The following is a 24,714-nucleotide window of genomic DNA, read 5'->3' as shown; positions in this document are numbered from 1 at the left end:
GCCGCTCCCTAGCTGCGATCGGCGCGCAGCAGCGCTACCAGCAGGTAAACCGCCAAGGCCACTGCCAACAGCAGTGACAACCCGTCGAGCATGTACATGAGTGGAACTCCCCCGTGGTGCGGCCAGGGCCGCTTTGGGGGAATTGTCTGAGGGATGGGCGTAAAGGGACGAGACCAGAGGGTGGGACTGGCTATAAAGAATGCGTAAAAACAGCCTTACTGTGGGGTTTGCGCCGAGTTACGGCTCCAGTCCAGCAGCAGGCTGTAACCGACTGCCAACAAGGTCGGCCCGATGAACAGGCCGATAAAGCCAAAGGCAAGCAAACCACCAAACACACCCAGCAGCACGATGACCAGCGGCAGGTTGCCGCCGCGGCTGATCAGGTACGGTTTGAGCACGTTGTCCACGCCGCTGATGACGAAGGTGCCCCAGATACCGAGGAATACCGCCATGCCGTATTCGCCCTTCCACACCAGCCAGCCCGTCGCCGGGATCCAGGCCAATGGCGGCCCCATCGGGATCAGGCTGAGCATGAAGGTCACCAGGCCCAGCACGATTGCCCCAGGCACTCCGGCAATCAGGAAACCAATCAGTGCCAGCAGCGCCTGGGCTGCCGCCGTGCCAATCACACCGTTTACTACCCGCTGGACGGTCCCGGCCACCAGCTCCAGGTAGTAATCGGCCCGCTCGCCCACCAACCGGTGCAGCAGCCGCAGCACGAAAGCCGACAACCGCGGCCCGTCACGGTAGAAGAAGAACACGAACACCAGGCTCAGGGTCAGCTCCAGCACTCCGCTGCCGATCTGCGCACTGCGCGCCAGCAGCCAATTGCCGACCTGCCCCAGGTACGGCTTTATCGACTGCAGCAAAGCCGCGCCTTGCTGATCGAGGGATTGCCACCAACTGACCAGGCGCTCGCCCACGAAGGGAATGCCGCCCAGCCAGTCAGGTGCATCGGGCAGGCCATCGACCTGCACGTCACGCACAAAGGCGGTGGCGTCGCGGATGTGGTCGGCCAGGTTGAAGCCCAGCCACACCAGCGGCAAGGCAACGATCAGGATCCAGGCCGTGGTCAGCAGGCTGGCGGCCAGGGTTTCACGCCCCCCCAGCACACGCGTCAGCAGGCGCATCAGCGGCCAGCTGGCGAACGCCAGGATAGCCCCCCACAGCAGCGCGGAGATGAACGGTGCCATGACCCACAGGGCGGCACCCAGCAGCGCCAGCAGCAGAATCTGGATCAGCAGGCGGTCATTATTGGCCATGGCGGCGCTCACTCAACGAATCAGTTCCAGGTGCAGGCCATCGGTGGGTGCATTGCCGACTTCGAGGCGGCCATCACGCACACCTGCCTTCACCAGTTGCTCGCGCCAGGCCTCGGCCTGGACGCCACTCAGGCTCGCGCGCATGGTGCTGTCGAGGTTCAGGCTGCGCGCCAGCAAGGTCACCCAGCTGTCCTGCGGCGCAGCCAGGTCAGGGTAGTCGAGCTTGCCGGTGTCACGCATTTCGCGCAGCACCGTGGCGGCGGTGGGCAGTATCTCACCCAGCGGGCTGCTGGCGACGAACTCTTCCACATGCAGATAGGCGCGACGGTTGCCACGGGTGACGCTGTACAGTGCAACCAGGGTGTCGGCCTCCTCGGCCGAGCGGCGCAGCAGGATGAACGCCTGCTGCTCGTCACCGCCGTTCAGCCGGGCATTGGCAAACACGTCGTTGGCCCACAGGCTGCCTTCGCCGCAATCGCGGCCCTGGCACCAGAACAACGGATAGCCACCGTCATGCTGCAGCGCCTCGCGGGCGCTGGTGAAGGCTTCGCGGGCGCTGCGCTCGACCGGCAGCTCGTAGGTGACCGAACTGACCTGGCCACGGCTTTCGATCTTGTCTTCGACACGCAGGCGGCCACTGATCTTGCGCAGCGGGCCCATGGGGTAGACACGTTCCTGCTCCACGGCCGGGCGCTGGTCGACCACCTTGGCGTCCACAGGCACGGGCAGGCTGCCGGCCCACAGCAAGGGGCTGGCCAGTGCGAGGCAGGTGGCGATGGCAGTACGCATGGAAACGGGGGCGCTCATCGGCGACCCAAGCGGCGCGGCGCGCCGGGTTGAAGCTCCAGGATGTCTGGCAGTTGCATGGTTGTCTCCCTGTTCAACCCGCCAAGCCTCGACACTTGTCCGGTGCAAGTCAAGCAAAGCCAAAGAAGCGATTGAAACAGTCTGCGACAAGGGCCGCGCCCTCTTCGTCGTTCAGGTGCAGGTGATGCCCACCGGGCAGCACGGTCTGCTCAAAGGGTAGCTGCTCCAGCAGTTCGGTGTGGCGCACCAGCATGCCGTCGGCCGCCACCACCAGGCTGGCAGGGCAGCTCACTCGCCGCACGTAGGCCATGGCCTGGCCCTGGCTCAGGCGTACCGGCGATGGAAGGGTCAGACGGCTGTCGCTGCGCCAGCTGTAACCACCGGGCACCGGCATCAGGCCGCGCTGGGCCAGGCGCTCGGCGGCTTCGCGGCTGACCGCGACCATGCCCTTCATGCGCGCCTGCACGCCCTCTTCCAGGGTCGGGTAAACGGACTTGCGCTTGCCATCGAGGCGCAATTGGGCCTGCAGGGCCATGCCCAGGCGCTCACCGGCATCCTGCTCGGCGCCGGTCGGGGGGATGACACCATCGATCAGGGCAAGGTGGCTGACCCGGTCTGGCAAGGCGCCGGCCAGTTGCACCGAAATGATCGCGCCCAACGAATGCCCGAGCAGGGCAAAACGCTGCCAGCCCAGTTGCTCGGCCACCCGCAGCACATCGTGGGCGTAATCGGCCAAGGCATAACCCGCGCCCAATGGGCGATGCTCGGAGTATCCGTGCCCGGCCAGATCGAGGGCGACGATGCGCAGGCCCTTCAACTGCGGGGCCAGGCGGGAGAAGCTGTTGGCGTTGTCCAGCCAGCCGTGCTGGGCGATCACCGGCAGGCCATCCTCCGGGCCGAACAGGTGCGCGGCCAGCTCGATGTGGCCCAGGCTCAGGCGCACTTCCTCGACCTGCGTGCTCATGCCTGGCTCCAGCGATCGAACAGGCCCTTGATCAGGCTGGCCGTGTCGGTCGGCCGTTCCAGCGGGAACATGTGCCCGCCCGGCACACTATGGTATTCGCCCCGCGGCATGCCGCGCACCGCCAGTGCGTGGTGGCGGCGGATGACGTTGCTGCGCTCGCCACGTACCATCGCCAAGGGCACCTGCAACTGGCGTGCAGGCGCCGGGCTGGCGTGCGGGATATTGCGGTAGATGCTGATCTCCGTGGCCGGGTCGAAGCGCAGGCGCAAGCCTCCTACATCCGCTTGCAGACCATGTTCGAGGTAGGCTTCCAGGCAATCCGGGTCAAAGTGGCGGAACAGCGACTTGCTGGCAAAGTAGGCGCGCGCGCTGTCACGGTCGGCAAAGGCTTCACGCCGCCCCAGGGTACGGCCGGCCGGTGTGATACGGTCGATGAAGCCAAAGCGCTTGGCGGTGCGCAGCAGCCACTGGTCTGCGCGGGTCAATACCGGTGAGTCGAGCATCACCACGCCGCGGTACAACTCGGGCCGGCGCAAGGCGGCGTGCAGGTGCAGCACGCCGCCCAGCGAATGGCCGACGCCCCACACCGGCGCCGCCGCCTGCTGCACCAGGTGATGCAGCAGTTCGTCGACCAGCTGCTGCCAGTTGTCGTCCACCGGAAAGCGCGGGTCATGGGCGTGCTGGGCCAGATGACTGACCTGATAATCCGGCGCCAAGGCGGCGAACAGTTTGCCGTAGGTGGCCGAGGGAAAACCGTTGGCATGAGCGAAGAAGATCTGCTGCGACATGGCGCCTGGTCCGGACGGGGATGATGGCTCATTGTCGGCATCGCGCCGGCACTCGGCAACGTCTGTAAATGTCATCGCCAAGGGCAATCAGGTCATGCCGACTGGTCGAAACTGGCCAGCGAGCGGCGCAGGCAGGCTTGCATGTAGGCAATCTGCCCTTCCAGTGCCTCACGGGCCAGGCGTTGGTCCCGGACATCGAGTTGCAGCCGGCGCAGGGCCAGGCAGCTGGTCTGCAGCAGGTGGGACATGCGTACGCAGGACTGCTGCAGTTCGTGCAGGTCCTGCTCGACCAGCAGGTTGTCCATGGGGCGCTGCTCGACTGTGTTACGCACTCTGCCCATCAGGTGATGGAACTTGGCGTCGGCGGCCTCGCGCAACAGGGCGTACCGGGCGAAATCGAGACGGTTGTCACGCTGTACGGCTTCGATAGTGGGCTGCAGATCCAGAGAGCGCAACAGCTCGTGCATCAACCCGCTCATTCAACGCTCCCTGCCCTGTCATCTACTGATCAAATTGGCGCCAAGCATCCGTTTGATCCAAATGGCTGGCAACTGGCAAAAATGCCAGTTGCTCCCGATCACTCTGGCGAACTAAGCACGCGCAACGTCATCAGCCCAGCCAGGGGCCAGTCGCCTTCCAGCTCCGCCAGACTGGCAGTGCTCATGGGCGCCGGTTGCTGAACATGGCCATGCTCGAGCATGCCGACCAGCGAGCCCACCAGTGGCTGGTGGCTGACCAGCAACACATGCTCCAGGCCCAGGCGTTCGACCTCGCCGATCACCTGCCGCACGTCGCTTTCAGGTGTCAGCCATGGCACGGTGCGAACGGGCTCGGCGAAGCCCAGGGTGTCATGCACCAGCGCCGCCGTCTGCTGTGCCCGCACATACGGGCTGGCGATGATCGCCTGCAACGGCTGGCCAAGCAGCCGGGCCGCGCTGTGCAGCACCTGCTCGCGGCCATGGCCGGTCAGGCGCCGCTCAGCGTCGGTGTTGGCGCGCGGCTCCGCCTCGCCGTGGCGCAACACCCACAGCTTCACAGCTTGGGCTCCTCGTCACGTACCGGGTGCGGTGCCGGGGCCACGGCGTGGGGCGCCTCGCCTTCCGGGGCACGGGCTGCCGGCCAGTCGGCGAACGGCCAGGGTTTCTGATCCGTGTGGAAGGTACCAAAACGGCCAATCTGCGCCAGGTACTGGCTCAGGCTGTCACCGAAGTTCATCAGGCTGGCGCTCGGTGCGCCATACACCAGGCGGTAGATCAGCTGCACCAGTACCAGGCCGCCGAGCAGCAGCTCGGCCAGTTGCCAGACCACCAGGAACACCAGCATCCACAGCACCCGCAGGATGATCGACTCGCGCTGGGCGCGCTCGGGGGTATCGTTCATGTGCTGCTCCTTCGCTTAGTTGAAACCACTGATGGAAATGAAATCGACGTCGGTCTTGGGCTCGGCGCGCATCAGTTGCTCGATCACCTGGTTCAGCGTGCAGCCTTCGAACAGGATGGCGTGCAGGCCGGCCACCAGCGGCATGTAGACCTGCACTTGCTGGGCCTTGGCCTTGAGCACCTTGAGCGTATTGACCCCTTCGGCCACTTCGCCCAGGCGACTGACGGCCTGCTCCAGGCTCAGGCCCTGACCCAGGGCGTGGCCGACCTGGTAGTTGCGGCTCTTGGGCGACGAGCAGGTGACGATCAGGTCACCGACACCCGCCAGGCCCAGGAACGTCATGGGGTTGGCACCCTGGCTGACGGCAAAGCGGGTCATCTCGGCCAGCGCACGGGTGATCAGCATGCTCTTGGTGTTTTCGCCCATGCCCAGGGCCACAGCCATGCCGGCAATGATGGCGTAGACGTTCTTCAGCGCACCGCCCAGCTCGACGCCGAAACGGTCGCTGCTGGCGTAGACCCGGAACGTGCGCCCGTGCAGCACGGCCTGCACGCGCTGGCACAGCTCATCGTCTTCACTGGCGACCACGGTGGCGGTCAGTGCATGCTCGGCAATCTCGCGAGCCAGGTTGGGGCCGGAGAGCACACCGATGCGGGCTTCGGGGGCGATTTCCTCGAGGATCTGGCTCATCAGCTTGAAGCTCTGCGCTTCGATGCCCTTGGTCAGGCTGACCAGGTATTTGCCACGCAGCAGCTCGGCATGGGGCGCCAGCACGCTGCGCAAGGCACTCGAAGGCAGCGCGACGAAAATCAGGTCGCTGGCTTGCAAGGTGGCCAGCAGGTCGTTGACCGGCTCGACCCCGTCCTGCAGGCGGATACCCTTGAGGTAGCGCGGGTTCTCGCGATTGACCCGCATCGCCTCGGCCTGCTCGGGGTCGCGCATCCATTGGCGTACCGGCACGCCATTCTCGGCCAGCAGGTTCGCCACGGCGGTGCCGAAGCTGCCGCCTCCCAGAACTGCAACAGGTTGCTGTTCAGTCATATTCAATCCGTTAAAGCCATTAAGTTAAGTGGCGACCCACTCATTATACGGGTCGCCTGCTACAGAACCAGTGGTGGGTTCTTGGGTTGGGCGGGGGATTTTCAGCGCCTGTGAGATCGAGCGCCGCCCGCGCGGCGCATCGCGAGCTACGCTCGCTCCTACGTTTGTTTTTGGCCAGTAACGCCTGTGGCAGGCGCGCGCGTCGGCCTTGTTGGTACGACGTGATAGCGCGCCATGCGCCAAGGCGTCCGCGCGCAAATCCCACTGGAGGCATTGGCCTGAAATAAACGTAGGAGCGAGCGCAGCTCGCGATGCGCCGCGCGGGCGGCGCTCGATTTGTGCCCCACTGCAAATCCCAAGGCAGGCACCTCCCAATCCAAACACCATCACCAGCCCGCAAATCCAACGCAGCCCACTGGCAAAACCCCCAAGGTCAGTTACCATGCCTGTTTCAATCCTGAGACAAGGCTGTCCTGTGTTCCCTGGCCCGCCCCCTTACCCTCACCTGCTGCTGCTGACAGCCCTGATCGGCGGCTCGGCCATGGCCGACGATTTGTTCATCGACAACACCGACCTGCCGCAGGTTCTGACCGCCACGCGCCTGAAACAATCCCCGGCGGCGGTACCAGGTAGCATGACCGTACTCGACAACGAGCTGATTCGCGCCAGCGGTGCCCGCGACATCCCCGAACTGCTGCGCCTGGTACCGGGCATGATGATCGGCTACGGCGCCGGCAACCAGCCGACCGTCAACTACCACGGCAGCAACGTCAACGATGCACGGCGCATGCAGGTGCTGATCGACGGCCGCTCGGTGTACCGCGCAGGCCTGGCCACGGTGGACTGGAGCGACATCCCGGTCGCCATCGAGGACATCGAACGAATCGAGGTGTTCCGCGGCCCCAATACCGTCAGTTACGGCGCCAACGCACTGATGGCAGTGGTCAACATCCTCACCCGCAACCCGGCCGACAGCCACGGCACGCGCATGAAACTGACCCGCGGCCAGGATGGCATCAACGACTATTACCTCAGCCACGGCTTCGGCTGGGACGGTGGCGACATGCGCCTGTCGGTGTCCGGCCAGCAGGACGATGGCTTCGACAAGAACCAGTTCGGCCAGGACTACCGTGACAGCCGCCGCCTGAACCGTTTCAACCTCAGTGTCAGCCACGTCCTGGCACCAGACCAGACCCTGGAATGGCAACTGGCGGCCAAGGAAGGCAGCAACCAGCGGCCGTATACCTACCAGCCGGTGTTCCCCTACGTCACCCAGGCCGGCGACAACGCCGACGTCAATGCCAAGGACTATGCCGGTTCGGTACGCTGGAACATCGACTTCAACCCCGAGCACAGCCTGTATGTGCAGGGTTCGGCCCAGCTTTTCGATCGCCAGCAGGTCTGGCGTGCCTGCGATGCGGCGCTGTCGTTCAGCCCCGAGTTGACCCGCCTGTGGCAGATGAATCCCGACTTCGCCGAAAAGGTCGCCCGCGGGGCGAACAACCCGCCAAGCAGCAGCAACCCCGAAGAACAGGCGCTGGTCGATGCGATCAAGGACCAGTGGAACAATCAGGGTGGCAAGAATGTAGTCTGCGGCGATGTCGACCAGAGCACCCGCGAGACCCGCTATGACCTGGAAGTACAGGACACCCTGAGCCTGACAGACAGCCTGCGCCTGCTCAGCGGCATGAATTACCGCTATGACCGCGCCGATTCGCAGACCTACTTCGACGGCAGCATCGACGACCAGACCTGGCGCCTGTTCGGCCAGCTGGAATGGCGCGCCGACGAGCACTGGATTCTCCAGGGCGGCGCGATGTTCGAAGACTCGCGCCTGTCCGGCAGCTCGCTGACCCCGCGCATGGCGGTCAACTACCTGATCACGCCGCGCCACGGCCTGCGTGCAGTGTACTCCGAAGCCGTGCGCTCGCCGGACATGTTCGAGAACAACGTCAACTGGAGCTACACGGTCAAGAACCTGAGCCCCGCTGCATTCGGCCAGCGCAATGCCGAATACTTCGTCAAGACCCGCGGCCCTGGCGACCTCGAACAGGAACGCATGCGCTCGCGCGAGCTGGGCTATAACGGCTACTTCAGTGACTTCGACCTGAGCATGGATGTGAAGCTGTTCTACGACGAGATCACCGGAATGATCAGCGAGCCCCTGAAGAACAACCAGTACATCGCCAGCAATGCCAACAAGGCCCGCTTCAGCGGCAGCGAGGCGCAACTCGACTGGCGCCTGGCGCCACGCGACCGCCTGCGCCTGACCTATGCCTATGTCGATGCCTGGGCCAGCAACCCCGCCGACCGTCGCCTCAGCGCCCGCAACAGTGGCTCGGCCGGCTGGATGCGCGAATGGGGCGAGGGTTGGTCGAGCGCGCTGTTCTATTACGGTGATGACGCCCTCAACACGTACCGCTACGAACGCGTTGACCTGCGCGTGGCCAAGCGCTTCCGTATACAGGACAGCACCCTGGAGCTGGCCGCGCTGTGGCAGCAACGCCTGGACGACCAGCCCACCACGGTGGAGCAGAACCGTTATGACAGCCGCCACCGCCTGAGCGTCAGCGCGGAGCTGGAGTTCTGATGGCCCGGCTGCTACGCCTGCTGCTGTTCTGCCTGTGGCCACTGGGTACGCTGTCTGCCAGCGAAATCCTGCTGGTCGGCGGCGACGACCAGCCTGGCTTTCGCAGCTTTGTCGAAGCCCTGCAAGCCCGCCGCAGCCATGACCAAGTGCGTTTCAAGAGCATTGCCGCACTGCCCCGCCCCGCTCAGCTCAAGGCCGACGTGCGCCTGGTGCTGCTCGACAACAGCGCGCTGGAGTGGCGCCTGAGCGACAACAACGGGCCACCTGCGCTGGCCATGCGCGTCAGCCGGGTACAGGCTGAACAACGCCTGGGAAAGTCGCGCCCTGCTTACCTGACCCTGCTGTGGAGCGACGCGCCGCTGGCACGGCAACTGCGCCTGGCCCACTACCTGTTGCCACAGGCCCAGCGCATTGGCGTGTTATACGGTAAGCACAGTCAGTTTCTGCTCGACGAACTGCGCCAGGCGGCACGCCCGCTGGGCCTGGAGATCGTCGCCCAGGACTGGCCGGACCAACGCGACAGCCGCCCCCTGCAACACCTGCTGGCCAGCAGCGACGTGCTGTTGGGCCTCGATGACCCCGACCTGTACAACTCCAAGACCGCGAAGAACCTGCTGCTTAGCAGCTACGGCCGACAGATGGCGCTGATCGGCCCGAATGCCGGCTTCGTGCGCGCTGGCGCACTGGCCAGCACCTACAGCGACCAGGACGACTGGCTGGCAGTGCTCGACCGGTTGCTCGACCAGCCTCCGGCCCACTGGCCGCGCAGCCTTTACCCGGCGCTCTATGCCGTCAGCGGCAACCAGCAGGTAGCGCGCGCCCTGGGCCTTGAACCGATCGATCCGAACGCCACCGCCAAGGCCTTGGCCGAAGGAGAACCCACCCCATGAGCAAACGCCTGAGCTGGGACATCCATACCCGCACCCAGATCATCAGCCTGGGCCCGGCATTGTTGCTGACCTTGCTGTTGATCAGCTTTTTCACCTTCGTACGGATCCAGGATTTGCGCCAGGAGCTGAACCACACCGGTCAGCTGATTGCCAACCAGCTGGCACCGGCATCCGAGTACGGTGTGATCTCCGGTAACAATGAAGTCCTCGAAGGCCTGATGCGCGCCACCCTGAGCATCCCTCACGTACGCTTCCTCGAAGTACAGGACAGCCGCAACCACATCCTGGTGTACGTCGAGCAGCAGGACGAGAGCAACAACCGGGCGCAGCAGGTGGAAGTGTTCCAGGCGCCGATCCGCCTGCAGCAGATCCGCCTGGACAGCGACTTCCTGCAACAAGGCAAAGCGCCGACACCGGCCATTGGAGACGACTACCTGGGCCGGGTGATCGTCGGCATGTCGGACGATGCCTTCAGCCAGCGCCAGCAGGAAATCGTGATCAAGGCGGCCATCCTGGCGCTGTTCGCCCTGCTGTTCACCTTCCTTCTTGCCCGCCGCCTGGCCATGAGCCTGGCCAAGCCGATCAGCGACATGAGCCATGCGGTCAAGGCCATCCAGCAGGGCGAATACAACGCACCGCTGCCGGTGGTCGACGACAGCGAACTCGGCCACCTGGCGCGGCATATCAACAACCTCGCCAATGCCCTGGACCAGGCCAGCGCCGAACAGAAGCAGGCCATCGCCCAGCTGATCCAGGCGCGCGAGGAAGCCGAAGAGGCCAACGGCGCCAAGTCGGAGTTCCTGGCCATGATGAGCCACGAATTGCGCACCCCCATGAACGGCGTGCTGGGCATGCTGCAATTGCTGGAGACCACCCAGCTGACCAGTGAACAGGCGGATTACACCGCGGTGGCCAGCGAGTCCACCGGGCATTTGCTGAAGGTCATCAATGACATCCTCGACTTCTCGCGTATCGAACGCACGACGCTGCAGCTTGAGCACATCGACTTCAACCTGGTTGAGCTGATCGCCAGCAGCGTGCAGTCGTTCCAGCACAGCGCCCAGCAGCGCGGCCTGGAACTGCACCTGCAGTTGCCGGCAGAGGGCACACAGCCGCAGGTGGTCGGCGACCCGACGCGCATCCGCCAGATCCTCCTCAACCTGATCGGCAATGCCCTGAAGTTCACCGAGCGCGGCCAGGTGCAGGTCGAGGCGCACTGGCAACTGCTCGACCGGCAATTGCTGTGGATCACCTGCAGCGTACGTGACACCGGTATCGGCATCGACAGCGAGCGCCTGGAAATGATGTTCGTCGCCTTCCAGCAGGCCGACAGCTCGATTTCGCGGCGCTATGGCGGCACCGGCCTGGGCCTGTCGATCGCCCGTACCCTGGCTGAACGCATGGGCGGCAAGCTGCGCGGTGAAAGCCGCGAAGGGCTGGGCTCGACCTTTACCCTGGAAATGCCACTGCCGCTGGCCAGTACCACATCGGCAACGCTACCCGGCAGTTCGGCGGCCAATGCACCGCTTGAGGTCGGCAAACGCATCCTGCTGGTGGAGGACAATCCGGTCAATCAGAGCGTCATCGAAGCCATGTTGCGCAGCCTGGGGATGGAGGTCAGCGTGGCCCACGACGGGCTTCAGGCGGTGGAGCAGGTCAGCCAGCAGCCGTTCGCCGCGGTGCTGATGGATTGCCGCCTGCCCCATATGGATGGCTATGAAGCGACCCGGCGTATCCGCCTGTTGCCGGCCTGCGCCCAACTGCCGATCATCGCCTTGACCGCCAATGCCCTGCAGGGCGACCGCGAACGTTGCATGGCCGTCGGCATGAATGATTACCTGAGCAAACCGTTCCGCCGCACCGAGTTGCAGCGGGTATTGCAACGCTGGTTGCCTGGACGGACAGCAGCGACTGGCGATAAATGCTAAAGTGCGGCAGTCTTAAGTACTGGACAGGACCTTGTTCGGACCTGAAAATAGACGTTTCAGTGCACACCTGTACTTCTTTCGCCAGGTGCACTGTGACTTTCACCACAACGCAATAGTCTACCTGTAGGCTGCCGTCCCAGAAGCAAGAAGGGTCGGCCGGGAAGATTCATCCCCTGCCACAGGGGGTTATTGAGGAGCTCGCATGACCAAACAACACGCCTTTACTCGGGAAGACCTGCTGCGCTGCAGTCGCGGTGAGCTGTTCGGCCCAGGTAATGCGCAACTGCCCGCGCCGAACATGCTGATGGTCGATCGCATCACCCATATCAGTGAAGAAGGCGGCAAGTACGGCAAAGGTGAATTGGTCGCCGAGCTGGATATCACCCCGGACCTGTGGTTCTTCGCCTGCCACTTCGAAGGCGACCCGGTAATGCCGGGCTGCCTGGGCCTCGACGCCATGTGGCAGCTGGTCGGCTTCTTCCTCGGCTGGCAAGGCCTGCCGGGCCGTGGCCGCGCGCTGGGTTCGGGCGAAGTGAAATTCTTCGGCCAGGTACTGCCGACCGCCAAGAAAGTCACCTACAACATTCACATCAAGCGCGTCCTGAAGGGCAAGCTGAACATGGCCATCGCCGATGGCTCGGTCAGCGTTGATGGCCGCGAGATCTACACTGCCGAAGCCCTGCGGGTCGGCGTGTTCACCTCCACTGACAATTTCTAAGGGTTATTCGCATGCGCCGCGTCGTTATCACTGGTCTGGGCATCGTATCGTGCCTGGGCAATGACAAAGCTACCGTCACCGAAAACCTGCGCAACAGCCGTCCGGGTATCCGTTACAACCCGGAATACAAGGAACAGGGGCTGCGTAGCCAGGTTTCCGGCTCCATCGACCTCAACCTCGAAGAACTGATCGACCGCAAGGTCTACCGCTTCGTCGGCCACGCCGCTGCCTACGCCTACCTGGCAATGCAGGATGCGATCAAGGACTCGGGCCTGACCGAAGAGCAGGTTTCCAACCCGCGTACCGGCCTGGTTGCCGGCTCCGGCGGCGCCTCGACCCTGAACCAGATGGAAGCGCTGGATACCCTGCGCGAGAAAGGCGTCAAGCGCGTCGGCCCGTACCGCGTCACCCGCACCATGGGCAGCACCGTTTCGGCGTGCCTGGCCACCCCGTTCAAGATCAAGGGTATCAACTACTCGATCTCGTCGGCCTGTGCCACTTCCGCACACTGCATCGGCACCGCCCTGGAGCAGATCCAGTGGGGCAAGCAGGACATCGTCTTCGCCGGTGGCGGTGAAGAAGAGCACTGGAGCCAGTCGTTCCTGTTCGATGCCATGGGCGCACTGTCGACCAAGCGCAACGAAACCCCGGAAAAGGCTTCGCGCGCCTACGACGCCGACCGTGACGGCTTCGTCATCGCTGGCGGCGGCGGCATGGTCGTGGTCGAAGAGCTGGAACATGCCCTCGCCCGCGGCGCCAAGATCTACGCCGAAATCGTCGGCTACGGGGCCACTTCCGACGGCTACGACATGGTCGCACCGAGCGGCGAAGGCGCCATCCGCTGCATGCAGCAGGCGCTGTCCACCGTCGACACCCCGATCGACTACCTGAACACCCACGGCACCTCCACCCCGGTCGGCGACGTCGCCGAGATGAAAGGCGTGCGTGAAGTGTTCGGCGACAAGGCACCGAAAATCAGCTCGACCAAGAGCCTGTCGGGCCACTCGCTGGGCGCCGCCGGTGTGCACGAGGCGATCTACTGCCTGCTGATGATGGAAAACAACTTCATCGCCGGCTCCGCCAACATCGACGAGCTGGACCCTGAAGTTGCCGACCTGCCGGTACTGCGCAAGACCGAAGAAAACGCCAAGATCGACACGGTCATGAGCAACAGCTTCGGCTTCGGCGGCACCAACGCCACTCTCGTGCTCAAGCGCTGGACTGGCAAATAAGACGCTGCTGCGGTAACTGAAAACGCCCCGACTGGTTCGGGGCGTTTTCATTTGTATAGCCTGTACTACTTGTTCCTGGGCAACACCGCCAGAAAGTTATCCCGGGCCACTTTGTTGGCCACCTCTTCGGGCAAAGCATCCAGAAACGGCACAAACCCGTGCATCTGCTCCCCCAGGCTGCCAAACCGGCCCACCACATCCGAGCCCAGCATGAACCGGTCCGGATACCGTTCGACCAGTGCCAACCACTCTTTGCGCGGCACGCCCTGCTCGTCCAGCAGATACGGCTGCAGCACACTCCACGACAGATCCACATACAGGTTCGGATAGTCCGCCAGCAACCGCGTCAGCACCGGCAGAAGAAACTCCATGCAGATCTGGTGTCGATGAATCTCCGCGCTGCTCCCCGCATGCGCCCAGATGAAGCGGGTATGCGGATGATTGCGCAGCGGCTCTTCGATCTCCGCCAGGTACAGCGGATTGCGCTCTCGCTTGGAGGTGATGTTCGAGTGCAGCAACACCGGCATGTCGCGCTCCGCCGCCAGGTGGTAAATGCGGGTCATCGCTTCGTTGTTGGCCCGCGGTGTATCGCCACTTGTGAGCGCGGTCAGGTCGTCATGGCGCGTGAAAACCTCACCGATCCCCTGCCACAGCCCAGGGTTGAGTTCGAGCATGCGCTCGATATGGCTGACGGCATTCTTGTCTACCGGATTGAAACCGGTCAGAAACGGATGGAAACGCTTTCGCTGCTCGGCCGGTAATTTTTCCAACGCGGCAGCTACGTAGGTATCGGTCGCGCTGTACCAATAGGCCTCGGCATCGTCGCCAGCGTAGTAGCGCGGGCGCTTGGGTTCGTCTTCATGCCATTTCTTGGCCACCGGAATACCGGAAATCATCGAATGCTCGACACCAGCATCATCCATGGCCTTGATCAGCGCCGGCATGCCTTCGGTTTCCTGAAAGAAATCCACGTAGTGCAGATGAGCATCGCTGAAGCGATAGTCACGGGCCTGCGCCGCCTGGCATAGCCAGCCAGACAACAGCATGCAGGCCAGCGTTCTGGCAATCATGGGCAACCTCCTTTTGCGGGCATCAGCAGGGTAGACCGGGCCGCCAGCGCAACGGTTCAGCATTGCCCGGCAAACCGCTATGCTTGGGGCATTTCCACCTCGCCTGGAGCCCGCCATGAGCAGCCCCCTGATCATCCGCCCACGCGCCGAATCGGTCGAGGGCCAGCCGATCCTGCGCCCGCTACCCTCGGCCCAGTGCCGCAGCGTCGGCCCGTTCGTGTTCTTCGACCATATGCTTGAGACCGACTATGCACCGGGCCATGGCATGGATATCCGCCAGCATCCGCATATCGGCCTCTCCACCCTCACCTACCTGTTCGAAGGCGCGATCCTGCACAAGGACAGCCTCGGCTCGGAGCAGCGCGTGCTGCCGGGTGATGTGAGCTGGATGACCGCCGGCAAAGGTGTGGCGCATGTCGAGCGCACGCCTGAGGACGCCTTGGCCCATGGCTCACGCTTGCACGGGCTGCAGGTGTGGCTGGCCTCGCCACAGCCGCTCGAACAGGGCGAGCCGAGCTACAGCCATCATCCGGCGGCAAGCCTGCCGGTCAGTGATAACCTGGGCGTGCGCATCTGCATGATTGCTGGCAGCGGGTTCTGCCTGGAATCACCGGTGCCGGTGCTCTCTCCTACGCTCTATGCACATGTGCTGATGCAGCCGGCTACCACGCTGGTGGTGCCTGAAGAACATGTGCAACGGGCGCTGTACCTGCTCGACGGTGAGCTGTTCATGGGCGGTGAATCGGTCGAGACCTGTAGCCTGGTCGTACTGCCAGAGGGGGAAGCGGTCACGCTGTATGCCGAGGAAGAATGCCAGTTGGTGCTGATAGGCGGGGACCCGCTGGATGGGCCGCGGCGTATGAACTGGAATTTTGTGGCCAGTGATGGGGAGCTGATCGAGCGGGCCCGGGCCAGGTGGGCTGCGGGGGATTGGCCAGTCGTGCCCGGGGAGACTTCGAGAATCGAGTTGCCTCGCTAGACTGGGGCCGCGCTGCGGCCCCAAAGAGCGATCAGCGCTGGAACACTTCGCTGAGCAGGTTGTGCATCGAGCGGAACGCCCGCTCCGAAGTACGGCGGTCGTACTGCATCTTGCCCGGCACATTGGCACTCGGATCAGTGAACGAGTGCACCGCGCCACCGTAGCTCAACAGCTGCCAGTCCACCTTGGCCGCGTTCATTTCGACTTCGAACGCCGGCAATTGCTCCTTCGGCACCAACGGGTCGGAAGCACCGTGCAGTACCAGCACCGAGCCCTTGATACGCTTGGCATCTTCCGGGTTCGGAGTGTCCAGCGTGCCGTGGAATGACACCGCCGCTTTCAGGTCGGCCCCGGTACGGGCCAGCTCCAGGGCACAGCAGCCACCGAAGCAGAAGCCGAATGTGGCCACCTTGCCCGGCTCCAGCAGCGCCTTGGACTGCCCCAGCAACTGGTCCAGCGCTTCCTTCATGCGCTTGCGCAGTTCTCCGCGGTCGTCCTTCAGCGGCATCATCGCCGCCCCTGCCTCCTCGGCATTAGAGGGACGCACCGACTGCCCATACAGGTCGGCAATCAGTACCACATAGCCCTTCTCGGCCACTTCCTTGGCGATACGCTCGGCACCTTCGCCGATGCCCATCCAGTTCGGCGCCATCACCAGGCCTGGGCGGCCCAGAGCACCTGGCTCGTAGACCAGGCGGCTTTCATAGGCCTTGCCGGACAGGTGATAGACCAGCGATTCGACGATTACCTTGCTCATCAAGCACTCCTTAGGCACTCACTAAAAAAAAGCCCGCCGAAGCGGGCTTTCCTGTGCATCAACTCAAGCAGACAGCTCGACCAGCAGCTTGTTCAGGCGACGAACGTAAGCCGCCGGGTCCTTCAGGCTGTCACCTGCCGCCAGCGCGGCCTGATCGAAGAGGATGTGCGACAGTTCGGCGAAGCGGTCTTCGCTCTGCTCGTTGTCCAGCTTCTCGATCAGCGGGTGAGTCGGGTTGAACTCGAAGATCGGCTTCGAATCCGGCACCTTCTGGCCGCTGGCTTCAAGGATCTGACGCATCTGAAGGCCCAGGTCCTGTTCGCCGATGGCGAGGATCGCCGGCGAGTCGGTCAGGCGGTGCGACACGCGCACTTCGGCGACGCTGTCACCCAAGGCACCTTTCAGGCGCTCGACCAGGCCTTCCTTGCCCTTGGCCACTTCTTCCTGGGCTTTCTTGTCCTCTTCCGAGTCCAGCTTGCCGAGGTCCAGGTCGCCACGGGCAACGTCGACGAAGGCCTTGCCATCGAACTCGTTGAGGTAGCTCATCAGCCACTCGTCGATGCGGTCGGTCAGCAGCAGGACCTCGATGCCTTTCTTGCGGAAGACTTCCAGGTGCGGGCTGTTCTTGACCTGCGCGTAGGACTCGCCGGTGAGGTAGTAGATCTTGTCCTGACCTTCCTTGGCGCGCGCCAGGTAGTCAGCCAGGGCAACGCTCTGCTCGCCGCTGTCGTCCTGGGTGGAGGCAAAGCGCAGCAGGCCGGCGATCTTTTCCTTGTTGGCGAAGTCTTCAGCCGGGCCTTCCTTCAGTACCTGGCCGAAGTTTTTCCAGAAGCCCTTGTACTGCTCAGGCTCGTTTTTCGCCAGCTTCTCCAGCATATCCAGCACACGCTTGGTCAGCGCGGTCTTCATCGAGTCGATGATCGGGTCTTTCTGCAGGATCTCGCGGGAGACGTTCAGCGACAGGTCATTGGAGTCGACCACACCCTTGATGAAACGCAGGTACAGCGGCAGGAACGACTCGGCCTGGTCCATGATGAACACGCGCTGAACATACAGCTTCAGACCGCGCGGCGCTTCGCGCTGGTACAGGTCGAACGGTGCACGGGCCGGCACGTACAGCAGCGAGTTGTATTCGAGCTTGCCTTCGACCTTGTTGTGGCTCCAGGCCAGCGGGTTCTCGAAATCATGGCCGATGTGCTTGTAGAACTCCTGGTATTCCTCGTCCTTTACCTCGGAGCGCGAACGGGTCCACAGGGCGCTGGCGCGGTTGACGGTTTCCCATTCCTGCGCTGGCTTTTCTTCACCTTCGGCGGCTGCAGCCTGCTCTTTGGGCAGCTCGATCGGCAGGGCAATGTGGTCGGAGTACTTCTTGACCACGTTGCGCAGGCGCCAGCCATCGGCGAACTCCTGCTCGTCCTTCTTCAGGTGCAGGACGATGCGGGTGCCACGCTGCGGCTTGTCGATGGTGGCGACTTCAAATTCACCCTCGCCCTTCGACGACCAGTGCACGCCTTCGGTAGCTGGCAGGCCGGCACGGCGGCTGTACACATCGACCTTGTCGGCAACGATGAAGGCCGAGTAGAAGCCAACACCGAACTGACCGATCAGGTGCGAGTCCTTCTTCTGGTCACCGGTGAGGTTCTTCATGAAGTCGGCGGTGCCGGACTTGGCAATGGTGCCCAGGTGGGCAATGACATCTTCACGGCTCATGCCGATGCCGTTGTCCTCGAGGGTGACGGTACCGGCGTCCTTGTCGAAGCTCAGGCGGATCTTCAGGTCGGCGTCGGTCTCAAGCAGCTCTGGCTTGGCCAGGGCCTCGAAACGCAGCTTGTCGGCGGCGTCGGAGGCGTTGGAGATCAGTTCACGCAGGAAGATTTCCTTGTTCGAGTACAAGGAGTGAATCATGAGGTGCAGCAGCTGCTTTACCTCGGTCTGGAAGCCTAGTGTTTCCTTTTGAGCCTCAACACTCATGGTCTTCAAAACTCCGATCTGATGGCAGTGACGCCTAGCGGCCGACATGGCCTGCTTTAACGGCGGATGTCATGCAGATGGGGGCTGCCCGGACGATTTCAAGGGCTTTTCCGGCTCGATCTTGAAATGCGCGCGGGCGGTGGCGATCGGCGACTGTCGATCTGCCTGCCAGGCGGTGATGGCAACGTTGGTCACCCGCCGCCCCTGACGCCACAGCTGGCACTGGGCGTAGGTGTCACGAAAATGCCCGGCGCGCAGGTAGTCGATGGAGAAATCAATGATCTTCGGAATGCTCGCGCTCTCGCTATAGATCAGCAGATACAGGGCTGCGGAAAGCTCCATGAAGCCAGCAATGACACCACCATGGATGGCCGGCAGCAACGGGTTGCCGATGTTGTCCTGGCTGGCCGGCAAGCGGAACAGCAGGTCGTCGCCCTCGCGCTGGCACTCGATGCCGATCAGCCCGGCGTAAGGGATCAAGGCCAGCAAGGGGCCATAGTCGCCGACCGCGTGGGCTGCGTTCAATTGCTGACGAACGTGTTCAGGGATCATGCCCCACCCTCCTTCAGGCTGTTGCCGAAACGGATGCCACCCTTGATCTCCTGGCCCAGGCGCATGAAGGTGCCGACCACCTGGCAGATCGGCTGCTCGGGGTCGTCCTGGTAGGCGGTGCCGCGGGTGAAAATGACGTCACGGGTCACGCGATAGCAATGTGCATGGCCGTAGATCGGCTTGCCGGGGGCGGACGGGTGCATGTAATCGATGCGCAGATCGAGCGTCGGGCACACCTCGAAGCGCGGCAATACGCACAACGTGGCCATGCCGCAGGTGGTATCCATCAACGTGGTCAGAGCACCACCGTGCACCGCGCCGGTCTGCGGGTTGCCGACGATCGCTGGCGACCAGGGCATGACCAACGTCATACCTTCACTGTCAGCATGGGCAACGCGCATCTGCAACCGTTGGCAATGTTTCAATGCCGAGAGAAAACGCTCAGCCATGGCCAACAAGCTTTGATCGTTCATAGGCGAGGTCCATAAGCACTGCCGCAGCGGCATAAAATCAATAAAAAGTCTATATACAACGGGGTGTTATATATCTGTAACCTCTGCGGAACTTATTCCGCATGGCTGAACTCGAAGGAACAAGTCAATTATTCCACCAAGGAGAAACACCCCCATGCGTAAACCTTTTGCTTTTGCTCTGATGCTGGCTGCTGCCATGGGCCTGGCTGCTTGCGATAAAGCGAGCGAAGACAAAGCCCAAGACGCACAGCAACACGCCGAGCAAGCCCAGGAAAAGATGGGCGAAGCTCAGGATAAAATGAACGACGCAGCCAAGGAAAACGCCGAAGCCGCCAAAGATCAGGCTGAAGCCGAGAAGAAGGCCGCCGAAGAGGCCGCCCCGGCTACTCCGGCGCCGGAAACCGCGCCTGCCGAACCTGCCAAGCAGTAATCGAGCGAATAAAAAAACCCGACATTGTCGGGTTTTTTTGTGCTTGCCTTTAGTAGATTAAACGTTTCAGTTAATACTACTGGAACTTTCCCTGGGCATGTCTGTCAGTGCACTTTCGGTTGGCGTGAACACCATGACGTCCAATACATCGGAATGGAACTCACGGCGATACAGAATCAGCACTACACCGACACTCACGACCATGAACAGCCAGGGGCTGATGAACCAGGTCAGCATGGCCATGCCGAAGTAATAAGAGCGCAGGCCAAAGTTGAACTGGTTGGCTGCCAGCGACAGCACCCGTGCGGCACGCGAGGCAAAGGCCTTGCGCTCCTGCTCGTTGACCTGGCGCTCGCCGATCATCGGCGCGGACCCCACCAGCACGGCAGCAAAGTTGTATTGACGCATGCACCAGCTGAAGGTGAAGAAGGCGTAGACGAACACCATGGCCAGGCACAGCAGCTTGATCTCCGACATGCCCTGGGACGCCTGCTGCACCAGCGGCAGGTCGGCGAGCAACGACAGCGCGCGATCCGAAGCGCCCAGTACGGTGAGGATGCCGGCGAGGATGATCAGGGTACTGGAGGCAAAGAACGACGCATTGCGCTCCAGGTTGCCGATCACGCTGGCGTCGGCGATACGGTTGTCGCGCAGCAGCATGCGGCGCATCCAGTCTTCCCGGTACAGGTGCAGCACGCTGGCCAGGCACGCGGTGTCGCGGCCTTTCCAGATGGCATAGCGGGTGTAGCCGCCCCAGCAGAGGGCGAACCAGCAGACGGCCAGGAGGTTGTGGAGGTTGCTTTGGATGAAATTCATGCAGGATTCCCGAGGGCCAGGTGCATAAAGAATAGTGACCGGGTTTCGACGCCCACAAGCGGCAAAAGGCACACACTGAAACGAAAAAGCCCCGCATCCTGTCAGATGCGGGGCTTTCGAGTCTCCACCCTTGGCGAGCACCCTACGGCTTGTGGCCGGTGCCGACCTCAGGCTTCAACGTCTCAGGCCAACGCTTCGCGCGGCTTGCCGAGCATGCGGTCGCAGGCCACGGCGCCAACCAGCGTCACCACCGATGGCACCAGCCAGGCAAGGCCCTGATCGCTAAGCGGCAGGTGCGCCAGAACGTCCGGCAACACATGGGCAATATCGCTCCCTTTGATCGCGTCGACCATGCCGAACACCAGCGACACCAGCATCACCGGGGCCAGGATGCGGGTCGGCGAATTCCACAGGTCCTTCACGAAGCTCAGGCCCACCACCACGATGCATGGCGGATAGATGGCGGTCAACACCGGGATCGAGAACATGATCAGCTTGGTCAGGCCCAGGTTGGAGATCAGCAGCGAGAAGCCTGCCAGGATCACCACCAGAGCACGGTACGACAGCGGCAAAATCTGGCTGAAGTACTCGGCGCAAGCGCAGGTCAGGCCCACCGCCGTCACCAGGCACGCCAAGGCGATCAGCACCGCGAGGAAGCCGCTGCCCAAGGAGCCGAACGTGTGCTGCACGTAGGCGTGCAGAACGGCTGCACCGTTGGTGGCATCAGCGGCGATGTCGTGGCTAGTGGCGCCCAGGCGGAACAGGCTGACGTACACCAGCGCCAGGCCGACACCGGCAATCAGGCCGGCGATGATGGCGTAGCGGGTGATCAGCTTCGGCGACTCAACACCGCGCGAGCGGATGGCGTTGACAATGACGATACCGAACACCAGGGCACCGAGGGTGTCCATGGTCAGGTAGCCATCGGAGAAGCCCTTGGAGAACGCAGCGGCGGCATAGGCCGGCTGCGCTTCACCAATGGTCCCGGCCGGCAGGGCGAAGGCCGCGATGCCCAGCACCGCCAGGGCGATGATCTTCAGCGGCGCGAGGAAGCGGCCAACGGTGTCGAGCAACTTGCCCGGGTACATGGACACGGCCAGTACCACGGCGAAGTACACCAGGCTGTAGATGAACAGCGCCGTCGGGCTTTCACCCGTCAGCGGTGCCACGCCCACTTCGAACGATACGGTCGCAGTACGCGGTGTCGCGAACAGCGGGCCGACCGACAGGTAGCACACGGCCGCCAGCAGGCCACCGAAGAACTTGCCGATCGGGCTGCTCAAGGCGTCCATGCCACCACCGACCTTGGCCAGGGCGACCACGGTGATGACCGGCAGGCCGACGGCAGTGACCAGGAAGCCCAGGGCCGCCATCCACACGTGCGGGCCAGACTGCAGACCGACGATAGGCGGGAAGATGATGTTGCCAGCGCCTACGAAAAGCGCAAACGTCATAAAGCCAAGCGCCAGGATATCCTGGCCTTTGAGAACTTTCATTTAAGGTAGTACCACACTGCTGAAATCGGGATTCGAGAGGGGATTTCCCTTTGGATGAGGGAAATGCTGCCCGGCTTGATAGGCCAGACCCGTTTAGCGTGTCGTTCCCTTTTGGGGTACGGGCACAGAGTGAACGCGTAGATTAACCGTTTTACCCGGTAAACGCACTGATACAGTGCTGCTTGTCCGATGTGCGTATATGTTTGTCGTCTGTGTGACCGGAGACAGTAGGAATTATCACCATATTGAAACTTTCGTCTGCGCGAAAATTCCTATCAAACCCATCGAAAAACCTAACTGCCTGTTCGACCTGCAGAAACGACAAAGGCCACCCGAAGGTGGCCTCTGTGCGCGTGGGGGGTGTAGCAGGTATTACTTCTTGGCTTCCCAGCCGGTCAGCTCGGCCAGGGCCTTGCCGATGTCAGCCAGGGAACGCACGGTCTTCACACCAGCGTCCTGCAGCGCGGCGAACTTCTCGTCCGCAGTGCCTTTGCCACCGGAGATGATGGCGCCAGCGTGGCCCATGCGCTTGCCCGCAGGTGCAGTAACACCGGCGATATAGGAAACGACTGGCTTGGTGACGTTAGCCTTGATGTAGGCCGCCGCTTCTTCTTCAGCCGAACCGCCGATCTCACCGATCATGACGATCGCTTCGGTCTTCGGGTCTTCCTGGAACAGCTTCAGGATGTCGATGAAGTTGGAGCCTGGGATCGGGTCGCCGCCGATGCCCACGCAGGTCGACTGGCCGAAGCCGGCGTCGGTGGTCTGCTTGACCGCTTCATAGGTCAGGGTGCCGGAACGCGAAACGATACCGACCTTGCCCGGCAGGTGGATGTGGCCTGGCATGATGCCGATCTTGCACTCGCCCGGAGTGATGACGCCTGGGCAGTTAGGGCCGATCAGGGTCACGCCCAGCTCGTCGCACTTGACCTTGGCATCCAGCATGTCCAGGGTAGGAATGCCTTCGGTGATGCAGACGATCAGCTTGATGCCGCCGAAGGCAGCTTCCAGGATCGAGTCCTTGCAGAAAGGAGCCGGAACGTAGATGACCGAAGCATCAGCGCCGGTAGCTTCCACGGCTTCCTTGACGGTGTTGAACACCGGCAGGCCCAGGTGGGTGGTGCCACCCTTGCCTGGAGTAACGCCGCCGACCATCTTGGTGCCGTAGGCGATGGCTTGTTCGGAGTGGAAAGTACCCTGCGAGCCGGTGAAGCCCTGGCAGATGACTTTGGTATCTTTATTGATCAGGACGCTCATTACTTGCCCTCCGCAGCTTTGACAACTTGTTGAGCAGCGTCGGTCAGGCTGGTGGCCGCAATGATGTTCAAACCGCTTTCTGCCAGTACTTTAGCGCCCAGTTCGGCATTGTTGCCTTCAAGGCGAACGACAACCGGAACCTTGACGCCGACTTCTTTCACTGCGCCGATGATACCTTCGGCAATCATGTCGCAGCGAACGATGCCGCCGAAGATGTTGACCAGAACGGCCGCGACATTGCTGTCGGACAGAATGATCTTGAACGCTTCGGTAACGCGCTCTTTGGTAGCACCGCCGCCCACGTCGAGGAAGTTGGCTGGCTTGCCGCCGTGCAGGTTGACGATGTCCATGGTACCCATGGCCAGGCCGGCACCGTTGACCATGCAGCCGATGTTGCCTTCGAGGGCAACGTAGTTCAGTTCGAACTTGGCAGCGTGGGCTTCACGGGCATCGTCCTGCGACGGGTCGTGGAAGGTCTTCAGCTTAGGCTGACGGTACATGGCGTTGGCGTCGATGTTGATCTTGGCATCGAGGCAGTGCAGGTCGCCGTCGGCCTTGATCACCAGCGGGTTCACTTCCAGCAGGGCCAGATCGTGATCCTTGAACAGCTTGGCCAGGCCAACGAAGATCTTGGCGAACTGTTGAACTTGCTTGCCTTCCAGACCCAGCTGGAACGCCAGTTCACGACCCTGGAACGGCTGAGCGCCAACCAGTGGGTCGATGGTAGCCTTGAGGATCTTCTCAGGAGTTTCGTGAGCAACTTTCTCGATGTCCACGCCACCTTCGGTGGAAGCCATGAACACGATACGGCGGCTCGAACGATCCACTACAGCGCCCAGGTACAGCTCTTTGGCGATGTCAGTGCAGGATTCGACCAGAATCTTGGAGACGGGTTGACCGTTGGCATCGGTCTGGTAGGTAACCAGATTCTTGCCCAACCACTGTGCAGCGAACGCCTTGGCGTCTTCCTTGCTGCGAACCAGCTTGACGCCGCCCGCTTTACCGCGACCACCCGCGTGAACCTGGGCTTTTACTACCCACTCGTTCCCGCCGATCTTGTCGCAGGCTTCTGCAGCTTGCTCAGGGGTATCGACAGCGAAACCCTTGGAAACTGGCAGGCCGTATTCAGCGAACAGCTGCTTACCCTGATACTCGTGAAGATTCATGCTTTTTACCGTCTTCGTTAGGTACTGCGCTTCGGCGCTGCGCCATTGCTGGCGCCGCACCACCTGTGACCATTGACCCCGGGTTTTCCCGTGTAGTCCGGTCCGGCGGACGTTCCGCGGTGAGTCATGCGCGCAAGACTCACGACG

At 62.6% G+C, this 24,714-nt stretch carries 25 protein-coding genes; 7 read left to right on the top strand and 18 right to left on the bottom strand.

Annotated features, from left to right (window positions below):
* Nucleotides 1–8: 8 nt before the first annotated feature.
* The 9 genes from kdpF to ACOKS3_RS09120 all read right to left on the bottom strand — a co-directional run bounded on the left by kdpF (nucleotide 9) and on the right by ACOKS3_RS09120 (nucleotide 6,242).
* Nucleotides 9–98: a K(+)-transporting ATPase subunit F gene (gene kdpF, locus ACOKS3_RS09160; RefSeq protein ID WP_033696222.1), complete on the bottom strand. Its 90-nt coding sequence runs from the start codon at nucleotides 96–98 to the stop codon at nucleotides 9–11.
* Nucleotides 99–215: 117 nt separating this feature from the next.
* A complete protein-coding gene (locus ACOKS3_RS09155; RefSeq protein ID WP_103448223.1) occupies nucleotides 216–1,262 on the bottom strand; it encodes an AI-2E family transporter in 1,047 nt (348 codons plus the stop codon).
* A gap of 12 nt (nucleotides 1,263–1,274) precedes the next feature.
* Nucleotides 1,275–2,069: a DUF4892 domain-containing protein gene (locus tag ACOKS3_RS09150; RefSeq protein WP_103446628.1), complete on the bottom strand. Its 795-nt coding sequence runs from the start codon at nucleotides 2,067–2,069 to the stop codon at nucleotides 1,275–1,277.
* Nucleotides 2,070–2,178: 109 nt separating this feature from the next.
* Complete coding sequence (locus ACOKS3_RS09145) at nucleotides 2,179–3,033, bottom strand: alpha/beta hydrolase (RefSeq protein ID WP_103446627.1); 855 nt, start codon at nucleotides 3,031–3,033, stop codon at nucleotides 2,179–2,181.
* The gene (locus ACOKS3_RS09140) at nucleotides 3,030–3,821 is read right to left on the bottom strand and encodes an alpha/beta fold hydrolase (RefSeq protein ID WP_103446626.1); all 792 of its coding nucleotides are present in this window, start codon (nucleotides 3,819–3,821) and stop codon (nucleotides 3,030–3,032) included. Before ACOKS3_RS09140 ends, ACOKS3_RS09145 begins: the two co-directional genes overlap by 4 nt.
* Before the next feature lie 92 nt (nucleotides 3,822–3,913).
* Nucleotides 3,914–4,300, bottom strand: coding sequence for a hypothetical protein (locus ACOKS3_RS09135; RefSeq protein ID WP_374755297.1), 387 nt, complete (start codon nucleotides 4,298–4,300; stop codon nucleotides 3,914–3,916).
* A 98-nt stretch (nucleotides 4,301–4,398) separates the two neighbouring features.
* Nucleotides 4,399–4,857: a phosphohistidine phosphatase SixA gene (gene sixA, locus ACOKS3_RS09130; RefSeq protein WP_103446624.1), complete on the bottom strand. Its 459-nt coding sequence runs from the start codon at nucleotides 4,855–4,857 to the stop codon at nucleotides 4,399–4,401.
* Nucleotides 4,854–5,201: a DUF4389 domain-containing protein gene (locus ACOKS3_RS09125; RefSeq protein ID WP_103446623.1), complete on the bottom strand. Its 348-nt coding sequence runs from the start codon at nucleotides 5,199–5,201 to the stop codon at nucleotides 4,854–4,856. The genes sixA and ACOKS3_RS09125 overlap by 4 nt, the downstream gene beginning before the upstream one ends.
* 15 nt (nucleotides 5,202–5,216) lie before the next feature.
* A complete protein-coding gene (locus tag ACOKS3_RS09120) occupies nucleotides 5,217–6,242 on the bottom strand; it encodes an NAD(P)H-dependent glycerol-3-phosphate dehydrogenase (protein WP_103446622.1) in 1,026 nt (341 codons plus the stop codon).
* A gap of 442 nt (nucleotides 6,243–6,684) precedes the next feature.
* On the opposite strand from ACOKS3_RS09120, the gene ACOKS3_RS09115 reads away from it, so the two are divergent.
* From ACOKS3_RS09115 to fabB, 5 genes are all read left to right on the top strand, one after another.
* Entirely contained in the window at nucleotides 6,685–8,832 is a 2,148-nt protein-coding gene (locus ACOKS3_RS09115; protein ID WP_181004465.1) for a TonB-dependent receptor plug domain-containing protein, read from the top strand.
* Entirely contained in the window at nucleotides 8,832–9,722 is an 891-nt protein-coding gene (locus ACOKS3_RS09110; RefSeq protein ID WP_103446620.1) for an ABC transporter substrate-binding protein, read from the top strand. The genes ACOKS3_RS09115 and ACOKS3_RS09110 overlap by 1 nt, the downstream gene beginning before the upstream one ends.
* Nucleotides 9,719–11,650 carry an ATP-binding protein gene (locus tag ACOKS3_RS09105; RefSeq protein WP_422763266.1) on the top strand — a complete coding sequence of 644 codons (1,932 nt, stop codon included), beginning with the start codon at nucleotides 9,719–9,721 and terminating at the stop codon, nucleotides 11,648–11,650. Before ACOKS3_RS09110 ends, ACOKS3_RS09105 begins: the two co-directional genes overlap by 4 nt.
* A 202-nt stretch (nucleotides 11,651–11,852) precedes the next feature.
* Nucleotides 11,853–12,368 carry a 3-hydroxyacyl-[acyl-carrier-protein] dehydratase FabA gene (fabA, locus tag ACOKS3_RS09100; RefSeq protein WP_012315334.1) on the top strand — a complete coding sequence of 172 codons (516 nt, stop codon included), beginning with the start codon at nucleotides 11,853–11,855 and terminating at the stop codon, nucleotides 12,366–12,368.
* An 11-nt stretch (nucleotides 12,369–12,379) separates the two neighbouring features.
* Complete coding sequence (gene fabB / locus ACOKS3_RS09095) at nucleotides 12,380–13,600, top strand: beta-ketoacyl-ACP synthase I (protein ID WP_103446618.1); 1,221 nt, start codon at nucleotides 12,380–12,382, stop codon at nucleotides 13,598–13,600.
* Nucleotides 13,601–13,665: 65 nt separating this feature from the next.
* Here fabB and ACOKS3_RS09090 read toward each other — a convergent pair whose 3' ends face one another.
* Nucleotides 13,666–14,670 (bottom strand): amidohydrolase family protein, encoded by a 1,005-nt coding sequence (locus ACOKS3_RS09090; RefSeq protein WP_103446617.1) that lies wholly within the window; start codon nucleotides 14,668–14,670, stop codon nucleotides 13,666–13,668.
* 115 nt (nucleotides 14,671–14,785) lie between these two features.
* Between ACOKS3_RS09090 and ACOKS3_RS09085 the strand changes: the two genes are divergently transcribed.
* Entirely contained in the window at nucleotides 14,786–15,649 is an 864-nt protein-coding gene (locus ACOKS3_RS09085) for a pirin family protein (protein WP_103446616.1), read from the top strand.
* Nucleotides 15,650–15,680: 31 nt separating this feature from the next.
* On the opposite strand, the gene ACOKS3_RS09080 is transcribed toward ACOKS3_RS09085, so the two are convergent.
* The 4 genes from ACOKS3_RS09080 to ACOKS3_RS09065 form a co-directional block, all read right to left on the bottom strand.
* Nucleotides 15,681–16,406 carry a dienelactone hydrolase family protein gene (locus ACOKS3_RS09080; protein WP_103446615.1) on the bottom strand — a complete coding sequence of 242 codons (726 nt, stop codon included), beginning with the start codon at nucleotides 16,404–16,406 and terminating at the stop codon, nucleotides 15,681–15,683.
* Nucleotides 16,407–16,469: 63 nt separating this feature from the next.
* Nucleotides 16,470–18,377, bottom strand: coding sequence for a molecular chaperone HtpG (gene htpG / locus ACOKS3_RS09075; RefSeq protein WP_103446614.1), 1,908 nt, complete (start codon nucleotides 18,375–18,377; stop codon nucleotides 16,470–16,472).
* A gap of 69 nt (nucleotides 18,378–18,446) precedes the next feature.
* Entirely contained in the window at nucleotides 18,447–18,929 is a 483-nt protein-coding gene (locus ACOKS3_RS09070) for a PaaI family thioesterase (protein WP_103446613.1), read from the bottom strand.
* Nucleotides 18,926–19,402 carry a PaaI family thioesterase gene (locus tag ACOKS3_RS09065; RefSeq protein ID WP_103446612.1) on the bottom strand — a complete coding sequence of 159 codons (477 nt, stop codon included), beginning with the start codon at nucleotides 19,400–19,402 and terminating at the stop codon, nucleotides 18,926–18,928. Before ACOKS3_RS09065 ends, ACOKS3_RS09070 begins: the two co-directional genes overlap by 4 nt.
* Before the next feature lie 154 nt (nucleotides 19,403–19,556).
* Here ACOKS3_RS09065 and ACOKS3_RS09060 point away from each other — a divergent pair, with 154 nt between their 5' ends.
* Nucleotides 19,557–19,832 (top strand): hypothetical protein, encoded by a 276-nt coding sequence (locus ACOKS3_RS09060; RefSeq protein WP_016393105.1) that lies wholly within the window; start codon nucleotides 19,557–19,559, stop codon nucleotides 19,830–19,832.
* A gap of 66 nt (nucleotides 19,833–19,898) precedes the next feature.
* Here the strand turns inward: ACOKS3_RS09060 and ACOKS3_RS09055 are convergent, their stop codons facing one another.
* The 4 genes from ACOKS3_RS09055 to sucC form a co-directional block, all read right to left on the bottom strand.
* Nucleotides 19,899–20,648 carry a DUF599 domain-containing protein gene (locus tag ACOKS3_RS09055; RefSeq protein WP_103446611.1) on the bottom strand — a complete coding sequence of 250 codons (750 nt, stop codon included), beginning with the start codon at nucleotides 20,646–20,648 and terminating at the stop codon, nucleotides 19,899–19,901.
* A 182-nt stretch (nucleotides 20,649–20,830) separates the two neighbouring features.
* Nucleotides 20,831–22,144 carry a branched-chain amino acid transport system II carrier protein gene (gene brnQ, locus ACOKS3_RS09050; RefSeq protein ID WP_103446610.1) on the bottom strand — a complete coding sequence of 438 codons (1,314 nt, stop codon included), beginning with the start codon at nucleotides 22,142–22,144 and terminating at the stop codon, nucleotides 20,831–20,833.
* Between the two features lie 372 nt (nucleotides 22,145–22,516).
* Complete coding sequence (gene sucD, locus ACOKS3_RS09045) at nucleotides 22,517–23,401, bottom strand: succinate--CoA ligase subunit alpha (RefSeq protein ID WP_016393102.1); 885 nt, start codon at nucleotides 23,399–23,401, stop codon at nucleotides 22,517–22,519.
* Nucleotides 23,401–24,567 (bottom strand): ADP-forming succinate--CoA ligase subunit beta, encoded by a 1,167-nt coding sequence (sucC, locus tag ACOKS3_RS09040; protein ID WP_003254205.1) that lies wholly within the window; start codon nucleotides 24,565–24,567, stop codon nucleotides 23,401–23,403. Before sucC ends, sucD begins: the two co-directional genes overlap by 1 nt.
* Nucleotides 24,568–24,714 lie beyond the last annotated feature (147 nt).

Source organism: Pseudomonas sp. HS6-2 (assembly GCF_049325675.2).
GTDB classification, from domain to species: domain Bacteria; phylum Pseudomonadota; class Gammaproteobacteria; order Pseudomonadales; family Pseudomonadaceae; genus Aquipseudomonas; species Aquipseudomonas putida_N.
Note: the sequence above shows the minus strand (reverse complement) of the source record. Positions and strands in the feature narration are given on the sequence as shown.

Coding starts and splice junctions, on each gene's coding strand:
- ACOKS3_RS09055 (WP_103446611.1), bottom strand. CDS start 20,648: ATGAATTTCATCCAAAGCAACCTCCACAACCTCCTGGCCGTCTGCTGG.
- ACOKS3_RS09060 (WP_016393105.1), top strand. CDS start 19,557: ATGCGTAAACCTTTTGCTTTTGCTCTGATGCTGGCTGCTGCCATGGGC.
- ACOKS3_RS09125 (WP_103446623.1), bottom strand. CDS start 5,201: ATGAACGATACCCCCGAGCGCGCCCAGCGCGAGTCGATCATCCTGCGG.
- ACOKS3_RS09150 (WP_103446628.1), bottom strand. CDS start 2,069: ATGAGCGCCCCCGTTTCCATGCGTACTGCCATCGCCACCTGCCTCGCA.
- ACOKS3_RS09085 (WP_103446616.1), top strand. CDS start 14,786: ATGAGCAGCCCCCTGATCATCCGCCCACGCGCCGAATCGGTCGAGGGC.
- kdpF (WP_033696222.1), bottom strand. CDS start 98: ATGTACATGCTCGACGGGTTGTCACTGCTGTTGGCAGTGGCCTTGGCG.
- ACOKS3_RS09070 (WP_103446613.1), bottom strand. CDS start 18,929: ATGATCCCTGAACACGTTCGTCAGCAATTGAACGCAGCCCACGCGGTC.
- fabA (WP_012315334.1), top strand. CDS start 11,853: ATGACCAAACAACACGCCTTTACTCGGGAAGACCTGCTGCGCTGCAGT.
- brnQ (WP_103446610.1), bottom strand. CDS start 22,144: ATGAAAGTTCTCAAAGGCCAGGATATCCTGGCGCTTGGCTTTATGACG.
- ACOKS3_RS09115 (WP_181004465.1), top strand. CDS start 6,685: ATGCCTGTTTCAATCCTGAGACAAGGCTGTCCTGTGTTCCCTGGCCCG.
- htpG (WP_103446614.1), bottom strand. CDS start 18,377: ATGAGTGTTGAGGCTCAAAAGGAAACACTAGGCTTCCAGACCGAGGTA.
- sucD (WP_016393102.1), bottom strand. CDS start 23,401: ATGAGCGTCCTGATCAATAAAGATACCAAAGTCATCTGCCAGGGCTTC.
- ACOKS3_RS09140 (WP_103446626.1), bottom strand. CDS start 3,821: ATGTCGCAGCAGATCTTCTTCGCTCATGCCAACGGTTTTCCCTCGGCC.
- ACOKS3_RS09120 (WP_103446622.1), bottom strand. CDS start 6,242: ATGACTGAACAGCAACCTGTTGCAGTTCTGGGAGGCGGCAGCTTCGGC.
- ACOKS3_RS09110 (WP_103446620.1), top strand. CDS start 8,832: ATGGCCCGGCTGCTACGCCTGCTGCTGTTCTGCCTGTGGCCACTGGGT.
- ACOKS3_RS09135 (WP_374755297.1), bottom strand. CDS start 4,300: ATGAGCGGGTTGATGCACGAGCTGTTGCGCTCTCTGGATCTGCAGCCC.
- ACOKS3_RS09155 (WP_103448223.1), bottom strand. CDS start 1,262: ATGGCCAATAATGACCGCCTGCTGATCCAGATTCTGCTGCTGGCGCTG.
- fabB (WP_103446618.1), top strand. CDS start 12,380: ATGCGCCGCGTCGTTATCACTGGTCTGGGCATCGTATCGTGCCTGGGC.
- ACOKS3_RS09105 (WP_422763266.1), top strand. CDS start 9,719: ATGAGCAAACGCCTGAGCTGGGACATCCATACCCGCACCCAGATCATC.
- ACOKS3_RS09065 (WP_103446612.1), bottom strand. CDS start 19,402: ATGAACGATCAAAGCTTGTTGGCCATGGCTGAGCGTTTTCTCTCGGCA.
- ACOKS3_RS09145 (WP_103446627.1), bottom strand. CDS start 3,033: ATGAGCACGCAGGTCGAGGAAGTGCGCCTGAGCCTGGGCCACATCGAG.
- sucC (WP_003254205.1), bottom strand. CDS start 24,567: ATGAATCTTCACGAGTATCAGGGTAAGCAGCTGTTCGCTGAATACGGC.
- ACOKS3_RS09080 (WP_103446615.1), bottom strand. CDS start 16,406: ATGAGCAAGGTAATCGTCGAATCGCTGGTCTATCACCTGTCCGGCAAG.
- ACOKS3_RS09090 (WP_103446617.1), bottom strand. CDS start 14,670: ATGATTGCCAGAACGCTGGCCTGCATGCTGTTGTCTGGCTGGCTATGC.